Origin of the sequence: Borrelia duttonii Ly (assembly GCF_000019685.1) — a bacterium.
Taxonomy (GTDB): Bacteria; Spirochaetota; Spirochaetia; order Borreliales; family Borreliaceae; genus Borrelia; species Borrelia duttonii.
In genome coordinates this window covers 921,400-931,674 of record NC_011229.1, presented here as the reverse complement: position 1 = coordinate 931,674, position 10,275 = coordinate 921,400, and the positions used below count along the sequence as shown (strand labels likewise).

Below are 10,275 nucleotides of genomic sequence, written 5' to 3'. Positions count from 1 at the left end.
ATTCTATTTCATTATTATTAATATTTTTTTATTTTTTTTTGCAACTATTTTTTTAATAGCCTCTTCTAAAAAGTTTTTTACTTTTTGAAAATTTTCTTCCAGTTTTAAGACCGATTCTTCTACTACTTGTCGAGAATCTTCTAAGAGTTTACTTATATCATTAGCCTTAGTCTCTCCGTGCATATTTTTGTGAAATAATCTTTTTTAAATTAAAAAAATCTCCAAAAATTGCCAAAATTTCATTCATTATATCTGATTTCTGTTTTTTTTCTTTTATTATTTTAATCCAAGTAAGTGCATTATTTACATAATTCACACCATCTTATTATACTACTTTTTCTACTAACTCTTTCCTCTTCACCTGCTTCTTCTTTCACAGTAGTATTTTCCTGAAAATTCTCTTTTTATTCATTCTCAACAACAAATCTTATGCTTCTATTTAAAATTAAAAATTTGTTTCTAAATTTCACTATTACACCTCTTTTGAAAAATTTGTCTTATTGAAACCCCCACTAATTATCACTAATTAATAAATATAATATAAAATAACAACATATATACACAAAAAGATATTAGGGGAGAATAAAATACTCTAAGAATAGTGAAACGGAGGCTGGTCAATCTGATACTGGTTTTTCTAATTATTACATCCAATATTCCTAATATCCATTTATGCCTCTAAATATTTCTTTCACTGTTTCTTATTTATGTCACTTCCTTTTTTTGATTTTAATTTATTTAAAACACTTACTCTTATTTCTATACAAATAGATAATCAAATTAACAATCTTTCAATAAAATAAAGCTAAAAACATTAGCTCTTAACCTAAGTTATTCTTCTGATTACTTACCTTCTAATTAAAACTAACCAAATTTAAAAAATTCATATCTCTAAGTTTAAAATTTAGCAAAAATTGTAAACTCCGAAATTGCAAAGATTGATTCATTAAGTTTTCTAAATTTCTCAGCTCCTTTAGTTTATCAATATTATCTCGCTTTATAGCTTTCTTTTTTTGCATCATCATCACTAGAAAGCCACTTTACCAAGATAATTGTCTTTTTATTTTTTTAAAAAAGCCTCTGTTTCGATCTTCACATCAGAAACTTTAACTCTCATTTCACTTAAAACTTTTAGCTGCTGTTTACTCTAATAAAAGAGTCCAATTTAACTTTCATATCCACCATTACCTGAAAACATCCTCCGTACAGTACAAGCAATAAGCCATTCTGACTAACCCTCAGATTTATTTGGAAGGCTACGACTAAGTAAAAAGATAAGAGATGTGTTTGAACTTGCTGAGAATATGGAGTAATTACATACTTTAGTTAAGTTGGTTGACGAGATAACGAAAACATTGGAAATAAAAATCAGAATCAACGATACCATTGGTGCTGACACTATCCCATATACCTTTGTTACTTGACTTTGCCCTTTTACTACTCCATTATTACATTTCATCATCAAACAAATCAATACTAAAAAATTTTAAGCTCCTACTTTTCATCCAAAATTGACTCATTACATATAATTCTTTTAAGTAGTCAATATCTCTATTCACAATTATATTTGATTATTAAAACCCTAACTAGAAAGCAATAATTTCAAAACAAAAACACAAGACAATACAATTATGATGGGAGACACACTGACATATTCTTTCCTAAAAAAATTATATAATAAACTCATAATTACATAAAAAGTTATTCCAATACCTATTCCTGAAGCTATATTATAAGTTAATGGAATTAACAATAATATTAAAAAACTTGGAATAGCTTCTTTCATATTTGTAAAATCAATATTTTTAATCTCCTTACACATTAAAAACCCAACATATATTAAAGTAGCTGATATTGCACTAGTTGGAACAGCAATAAATAAAGGTGCAAAAAATATTGACAATACAAATAAAATTCCTGTCATAATTGATGTAACCCCAGTACGGCCTCCTGACGCCACTCCTGTAGAACTTTCAATATAAGTTGTAACAGTAGATACTCCCATAACTGCACCAAAAGTTGTAGCAATAGCATCAACTAATAATATCTTACCAGCATTACGCACATTACCATCACTATCAATCATATTTCCCTTAGTAGCAACTCCTACTAAAGTTCCAACCGTATCAAAAATATCATTAAACAATAAAATAAACACTATAAAAAGAAAATTCCATAAATTTTCATTTAAAATATAAGAAAAATTTAATTTATTAAATATAGGGAAAAACGATTCATATCTTAAAAATCCATCTGGCAATTTTAATCCAATACTCATAGCAGATTCTTTATCAAACAAGCAATAACCCCAAGATATTAAAGTAATAACGCAAATTGACAATAATATACTTCCTCTAACACCCTTCATCTCAAAAACACATATTAAGACAAAACCTAACAATGTAATCAAAACTTGTAAATCCATAAAATTACCAATACCAATTAATGTGGCCTCATTTTTAACTATAATATTACTATTAACTAAACCAATAAAAGCAATAAAAAATCCAATACCAACAGAAATAGAATATTTTAAATTCATTGGTATAGCATTTATGATATTTTCTCTAATCTTTGACAAAGATAAAATAATAAATATAATTCCTTCAACAAACACTGCTGCCAAAGCCACTTCCCAAGGTATATTCATTCCTTTTACAAGAGAAAAAGCAAAAAATGCATTGGTTCCCATCCCAGACGCTAAAGCTAAAGGAGTATTTGTTACTACACCCATCATAATTGTAGCAATCCCTGCTGTTATACATGTAGATGTTACCAATGCTCCCATAGGCATACCTGCATTAGATAATATTAAAGGATTTACTATTATTATATATCCCATACTTAGAAATGTTGTAATTCCGGCAATTATTTCTCTTTTGTAATCAATCTTGTCCTTTTTCATAACATTTTAACGCTCCTTTACAAAACATACATACACATTTAGTTCAAAATATTTAAAAATACAAATTTTTATAACATTTTCTTATGAAGAATTTATTGTATAATGATAAAAAAACTAATATAAGCAAAATAATTGAATAAAACTAAAAATATCATACATGAAATATAAAATTTAATAATAGAAATTAAAAATACAAATGAATGGGTTGATTTTAAGATCTTCGCCATCCATCTTAATCATTGACTCTGTTGAAACTTTACTTTTTTTTAAAATAGATGATTACTTATACTATACACTTTCCTATATCAATATTTAGTAACGCGATCTACATGGTTATCATTGTCCCTCTAATTCCCTTTATCCCTTCAATAATTTTATCAAGTGATGTAATAATTGCCTCTCTATTCTCTCTAGACTTTACAAAGTTAATACTTGCCTCTATTTTAGGCAACATAGAACCTGCCGCAAAATGACCCTCTTTGATATATCTCTCTAAATCACCAATACTTACTTTGCTCAGTAAACTTTCATTGCTTTTGCCAAAATTTAACGCCACCTGCTCAACAGCAGTAATAATTAATAACTGATCTGCTCCTATATCTTGTCCTAATTTAGACGATGCAAAATCCTTATCAATTACGCCACTTATTCCCTTAATGACTCCTCTTTCATCTTTGATAACAGGTATACCACCTCCTCCACAAGCAATCACTATACATCCTTTGTTAATTAATTCAATTATCTCTTCAATTTCTATAATCTCAATAGGCTTAGGTGATGCAACCACTCTCCTATACCCTCTTCCACTATCTTCTTTTAAAGTATATCCCTCACTCTCAAGCTCTTTTGCTCGTATCTTATCATAAAATGGACCAATAGGTTTGCTAGGATTATTAAAACACTCATCTTCTTTATTTACCAAAACTTGAGTCAACACCACTATTACTTTTCGTTTCATTCCTCGCCTACAGATCTCATTCCTTAATGCCTGTTCAATATAATATCCTATCATCCCTTGACTCATACCAACACACACATCAAGTGGTGCCAATGGCGTCTCTTTGCACATTTCATTTTCTAACAAAATTCTTCCCACTTGAGGACCATTACCATGACTAATGACTATCTCATAACCATACTCTATTAAATCCACTATACCACATACACTACTTTCTATCCTTGATAATTGCTCACAAAATGTTCCATCTCCACATTCTAAAGCATTCCCTCCAAGACTTACTACAATTCTTTTATTCATACACAACTCCTTAACTCGTACATACTATAAATATACATTTGCCATTATTACTAAAATACATATTACAAATTCAATCACAAAAATCGGCATCACAAACTTAAACCAACTACCATAACTCAGTCTTGCCATTCCCAATACAGCCATGATAACCCCACTCGTTGGCGTTAACAAATTCACCAAACCCGATGCTGTCTGCATAGCCAATACAACTGACGATCTTGGCATATCTAAAAAATCAGCCAATGGAGCCATCATTGACATTGTTAAACTTGCATGTCCTGATGAAGAGGGTACAATAAAACCTATCAATATCTGTACAAGTTCATTTAAAATGATAAACATACCTTTAGGCACCCCATACAAAAATTCTGATGCAGCATGTAAAATTGTTCCTGTAATCATACCTTCATCAGCTACAATCATTACTCCCCGAGCCATACCTATAATAAGTGCTGCTGTTATCATATCTTTAGCTCCCTCTACAAAAGTATCCCACATTTTAGATTCATTCATTTTACATATAAACGCAGATAGAATCGCTGTACCAAGATATAACATTGTCATCTCTTGCATCCACCAACCAAGCTCCAAAATACTATATATCAAAAATACAACCATTAACCCATACAATACTAATACCATTTTCCGTCTATTTGTAAATTCTGGCATACTATCACTCTTATCATCACTCCTACCTTTAACAAATAGATTATAATTTTCTTCCCTTTGAGAATATACTATAGATCTTTTAGGATCATTCTTGACTCTAATTGCATATATCAATACATATGCTATAGCTACAAAAACAGAAACTACGTATAAAACAATACGAAAATAAAAACCATCCTTTATCTCAATACCAGCTATTGCTGATGCTATTCCCGTAGCAAATGGATTAATAGTAGATGCCATAGTTCCAACACCAGCCCCTAATCCAATAATTGCAACGGCTACAACACTATCATAACCTAAAGCTATTACCAATGGGATCATAATTAGATAAAATGGTAGTGTTTCTTCATACATCCCTGTTGTAGTCCCACCTATGGAAAAAATAAACATCATCAATGGTATCAACAGTCTATCCTTATTTCCCATTTTCTTAATTGCTGCTGCTATTCCTGCATCAACTGCTCCCGTCCCCAAAATAACTCCATAAGCTCCACCAACAATTAAAACAAATACAATAACTTCAACAGCATGTTCCATTCCTTTAGCCATTGCTGTTAAAACAATAAAAATGCCATCCCAAAATCCCCTAGGTGCTCTATCTACTGCATGATAAGTTCCAGCCACAACAACTTCTTGCAAATTACCATTCACTTCTCTATTTTCTTTATGAAATTCACCTGCAGGAACTATATAAGTTAATATTGTCATAAACACTATTAAAGCAAATACTATCGTAAAACTACTTGGCATTTTATTTTTTTGAACCATTTTATCTCTCCTAATACATATTTACATTTTGATAATAAAACTTATAATAAATTTATCCCAAAGTTCCAACCATAACGGCTTTAATAGTATGCAACCTATTTTCAGCCTCATCAAAAACAACAGATCGGTCACCCTCAAAAACATCATGAGTAACCTCAATCCCTTTAAGTCCATATTTTTCAAAAACTTCTCTACCAACTACCGTATTTAAATCATGAAAAGCTGGTAAACAATGCATAAATATTGCATCTTTCTTTGCCAATTGCATAAGTTCACTATTGACTTGATATGGTCTTAATAATTTAATTCGCTCATCCCAATTAGCCTCACCCATAGATACCCATACATCAGTATAAACAACATCAACATCCCTAACTGTTTCTTCAATAGAACTAGAAATAGTAATACTACCCCCACTCTTATCAGCAATCAATTTTGTCTTAGCTACCAACTCTGGATCTGGAAAGAGTTCTGTTGGTGCAAATATCCTAAAGTCCATTCCCATAATAGAACATCCTTCCATTAAAGAATTAGCCATGTTATTTCTACCATCACCACAAAATACCATCTTTAAATTTTTCAAACATCCTTTATGTTCTTCAATGGTCATAAAATCAGCAAGTATTTGCGTTGGATGAGCAATATCTGTTAATCCATTATAAACTGGCACATTAGAATACTTAGCTAAATCTTCAACCGCTTCTTGAGAAAATCCTCTAAATTCAATAGCATCATACATTCTTCCCAATACCCTTGCAGTATCAGCTATAGATTCTTTTTTTCCTATCTGACTTCCTGTTGGTCCCAAATAAGTCACATGAGCTCCTTGATCATAGGCAGCAACTTCAAACGCACATCTTGTTCTTGTTGAATCCTTTTCAAAAATTATAACTATATTTTTACCCTTCAGTTTTTGTTCTTCAATTCCTGATTGTTTAACTTTTTTCAACTTATGAGACAAATCAAGTAAATATTGAATATCATCTTGAGTAAAATCTAAAAGCCTTAAAAAACTTTTATTGCGTAAACTATCTTGTAAATTATACATAAACATTTTCTCCCTAACTAAATATCTTCTCTTATCAAAGGCATAGACATACATCTTGGTCCACCCCTTCCTCGTGAAAGTTCACTAGAAGGAATTTGATAAACCTTAATCCCAAATTCCTCAAGTAATTTATTAGTCATATGATTTCTAGAATAAACTATTACTTCTCCAGGTGCTATTGCTAAAGTGTTAGCACCATCATTCCACTGTTCTCGTGCTCCATGAATTAAATCTCCCCCAGCACATTTTATGATATTAACCTTACATCCAAGATAAAAACCTAAAATATCTTCCAATTTTGCCTTTTCGCTTTTAACTTTAATACTGCCAGAACTCACATCATAAGTTAAAGCATAAATTGTAAATTTCATATCATCACTAATAAAACTTGTAAAAGTAGTATGATCAATTTGAGTAAAAACAGTATCCAAATGCATATAAGCCCTACTTTGCGGAATTTGAAAAGCCAAAATTGTATTAAATGATATTTTTTGCTCAAAAAGTTTTCGTGCCACTTTCTCAACAGACTCAGACTCGGTCCTCTCAGAAACACCAATAGCTAAAACATCTCGACTTAAAACTAATTCATCCCCACCTTCTAAAGTAGTATCCTCATCCCTATTATACCATATAGGAACATTGTCTTTATAAATAGGATGGTACTTAAAAATATATTCTGCAAATATCGTTTCTCTATGTCTAGTCTTAGTAGACATCCTATTTATTGTCAAACCATGCCCAATACTTGCAAAAGGATCCCTTGTAAAGAGTATATTGGGCATAGGATCAATAATTAAAGGATATTCACTATTTACTAAAGAATTTAGAGAATCAGATTTATAATTTTTAAGATCATCTCTTGTCACACCAGCTATCATATTTGAAATCATATCATTAACAGACATATTACAAAAATAATCTTTCAAAGCTCTAGTTTTATTTTCGGTCCTAATTCCTGCCTCCAAAATAAACTGAGATATGAATTGCTCTTTTATACTATCATCATTAGAAAGAGTTTCACTAATCAAATCTTCAATATAAACAACTTCAACTCCATTACCTCTTAAAGTATCCGCAAAAGAATCATGTTCTTGTATAGCCACATGTAGATAAGGAATATCATCAAACAACAATCTCTTCATTATTGAAGGAGTCAAATTTTCCAATTCTTTACCTGGTCTATGTAATAACACCTTTTTTAAACGACCTATTTCTGAGAATACATTTATTGGTTTTAAATACTGCATAATAAAAACCCCTGTTTTTATAAAAAAGTTTAAAAAAATTTTAAATATAGCATATTTCTAATATATATATACTTAATATAATAAAACTTAAGCAACAAAAAATCAATATAATTAAAACTTATAAAAAATAATAAACATAATATTCAAAATGAAATATAATAAAATAAATATGATAATATATTGACATGAAACATTTTATATGCATATTTAACTTAATAAGTCTTTATCTCATATACTCCTGCGCCTTATTTACTACAGATAACCAAGCAAACAATAGTCCAAATACAATTTACTTAACCCATAATGCTCCATCTGCTCATAACCTCATAACAAACAATACACATACCATATATCACATACCATCAAATCTAATAGATAAATTATTACAACATGCAAATGATCCCAATTTATTAAAAATACTAGCAATCGATTTAAAAATAAGTCCTCAAAAAATTGAAGAAATACAAAATTATTTACTAGCTTATCAAAAACATCTCAATAATTCACAAGAATGGAATAAATTTCTTCAACAAAGCAATATCAATGGATACCTAATCATTAAAACTAATACAAGTTTCAAGAAAAAATCTGATATAGAACAAATACATTTAATAAACAAAAATTTCACAGAATTAACAGAAACACAAATGTATTTAGAAAAAGAAATTTTAACAGAATTAGAACAAATATTTTATGAAAACAACATGGGATATATACCTATCAATAATATAGCTTCATTTTTTCCTCAGGAAAACATAAGAAACTATACCATAAACAAAGACATAATAAATGGAACTGAATATATATCGCCACACATAATAGCAAATCAACTATTAAAAATCAAAGACAAAAAATATTTTCAAAACTTCATGATTCATTTGAAAATCAACAATAATACAATAAAAAACATGCTACTAAAACAAACAATTGTTGATGAACACAATAACCTATATGATTCAACAAAATCACAACAAAAAATAGACTCTATGAAAAATATTATAGATCCAGAAACAGGTATGGAAATTACACCTCAAAAATTAAGATCTATTTTATCACATGGAGACATATTATTAATAAAACCAAAAATAGACTGGACTGACTTCTTTTATTTCTGGCAGCACACAGGAGTATTTGATGCTGACAAATATGATAATACAAAAAAAATCGCATTTGCAGGAAAAGATAGTTTTGATATAAAATCAGTAATTACAAGTAATCAAATTAAATTTGATACAGCTTCTGTCCAAGGATCGGGATATGAAAAACTCTCAACCTATATACAGTCAAGAATACTAAAAATATTCTCACCCATAACAAATAAAAGAACTATTCAAAAAGCAATGAATTTTGCTAGAAATAGATATATTGACAATAATTTTGGATATATGGTTCCCCTTTTATCTTCTAATATGTGGACTGATTCAATTAATCTTGAGGACATTTACCATAAAACTTACTGTTCCTTAGTAGTTGATAGAATATACAGAATAGCCGGTCTTAATGTTTCACGAAATTATGAAATATCTGGAATAATAACCCCCGGAGACATAAATGCAGCTGCCTATGATTTTTATATGTCATATACAATAGCAGGCATATTTCCCAGCACCTTACCAAATAGAATCATCAAGCCAACTCTTAGAGAAAAATTTATTGGATATAGCAAAGCAATAAAAGAATCCATAGAAACACAAAATGCAAATGAAAAAAAATTTGGTAAGTCTTGTAATATAACTAACCTCTGGTGCTTAGGGAGTTAAATTAATATGAAAAAATACTATGCATGCATATTAAACGATAAAAACGAAAAATTCATTTTTACATCTTGGGAAGAATGCAAAAACAAGATTATAGGACAAAAAAATAAAATAAAAAGTTTTAAAACAAAAGAAGAAGCAAATAAATGGCTCCTAGAAAACGGAAAAATTAATACTTGTCACCCAAAAGGTATATATTTCGATTCCGGCACAGGCAGAGGACAAGGAGTAGAAGTTAGAGTTGTCAATGAAAAAGGAATATCAATAATAGACAAAGTAGTAAAACAAAACTTTATTAACGATTATAACAACTACTATGTCAAAAATTTTAACGGAATTAGTAATAATTATGGTGAACTTTTGGGACTATACATCGCACTTAAAATAGCATTACAAGAAAATACAAAAAACATATTTGGAGATAGTAAGCTGGTCATAGATTATTGGTCTAAAGGTTTTTACAATAAAAACTTAAATAAAAACACTATCAAATTAATTCAAAATGTTATCAAATTAAGGAATATATTTGAAAAGAGTGGAGGACAAATAGTATTGATATCAGGTAACAATAATATTGCAGATCTTGGCTTTCATAAAAGATAAAGTCATACTTCACTTAA

The 10,275-nt window shown here is 29.5% G+C and carries 10 protein-coding genes; 2 read left to right on the top strand and 8 right to left on the bottom strand.

Annotated features, from left to right (window positions below; all coding sequences use genetic code 11):
• Positions 1–3: 3 nt before the first annotated feature.
• From BDU_RS04285 to arcA, 8 genes are all read right to left on the bottom strand, one after another.
• The gene (locus tag BDU_RS04285; protein ID WP_041177761.1) at positions 4–183 is read right to left on the bottom strand and encodes a hypothetical protein; all 180 of its coding nucleotides are present in this window, start codon (positions 181–183) and stop codon (positions 4–6) included.
• A gap of 671 nt (positions 184–854) precedes the next feature.
• A complete protein-coding gene (locus BDU_RS08225; RefSeq protein WP_158298585.1) occupies positions 855–1,028 on the bottom strand; it encodes a hypothetical protein in 174 nt (57 codons plus the stop codon).
• Between the two features lie 203 nt (positions 1,029–1,231).
• Positions 1,232–1,462, bottom strand: a complete 231-nt coding sequence (locus tag BDU_RS08220; RefSeq protein ID WP_158298584.1) for a hypothetical protein — start codon at positions 1,460–1,462, stop codon at positions 1,232–1,234.
• Between the two features lie 120 nt (positions 1,463–1,582).
• Positions 1,583–2,905 carry an NCS2 family permease gene (locus tag BDU_RS04280; RefSeq protein WP_012538585.1) on the bottom strand — a complete coding sequence of 441 codons (1,323 nt, stop codon included), beginning with the start codon at positions 2,903–2,905 and terminating at the stop codon, positions 1,583–1,585.
• 325 nt (positions 2,906–3,230) lie between these two features.
• Positions 3,231–4,163: a carbamate kinase gene (gene arcC / locus BDU_RS04275; protein WP_041177760.1), complete on the bottom strand. Its 933-nt coding sequence runs from the start codon at positions 4,161–4,163 to the stop codon at positions 3,231–3,233.
• Between the two features lie 24 nt (positions 4,164–4,187).
• Positions 4,188–5,603, bottom strand: coding sequence for a YfcC family protein (locus BDU_RS04270; protein ID WP_012538583.1), 1,416 nt, complete (start codon positions 5,601–5,603; stop codon positions 4,188–4,190).
• Positions 5,604–5,655: 52 nt separating this feature from the next.
• Positions 5,656–6,651, bottom strand: coding sequence for an ornithine carbamoyltransferase (gene argF / locus BDU_RS04265; protein WP_041177759.1), 996 nt, complete (start codon positions 6,649–6,651; stop codon positions 5,656–5,658).
• A 17-nt stretch (positions 6,652–6,668) separates the two neighbouring features.
• A complete protein-coding gene (arcA, locus tag BDU_RS04260) occupies positions 6,669–7,898 on the bottom strand; it encodes an arginine deiminase (protein ID WP_012538581.1) in 1,230 nt (409 codons plus the stop codon).
• Positions 7,899–8,083: 185 nt separating this feature from the next.
• Between arcA and BDU_RS04255 the strand changes: the two genes are divergently transcribed.
• Complete coding sequence (locus tag BDU_RS04255; RefSeq protein ID WP_012538580.1) at positions 8,084–9,658, top strand: hypothetical protein; 1,575 nt, start codon at positions 8,084–8,086, stop codon at positions 9,656–9,658.
• Between the two features lie 6 nt (positions 9,659–9,664).
• Positions 9,665–10,258 carry a ribonuclease H family protein gene (locus BDU_RS04250; RefSeq protein ID WP_012538579.1) on the top strand — a complete coding sequence of 198 codons (594 nt, stop codon included), beginning with the start codon at positions 9,665–9,667 and terminating at the stop codon, positions 10,256–10,258.
• Positions 10,259–10,275 lie beyond the last annotated feature (17 nt).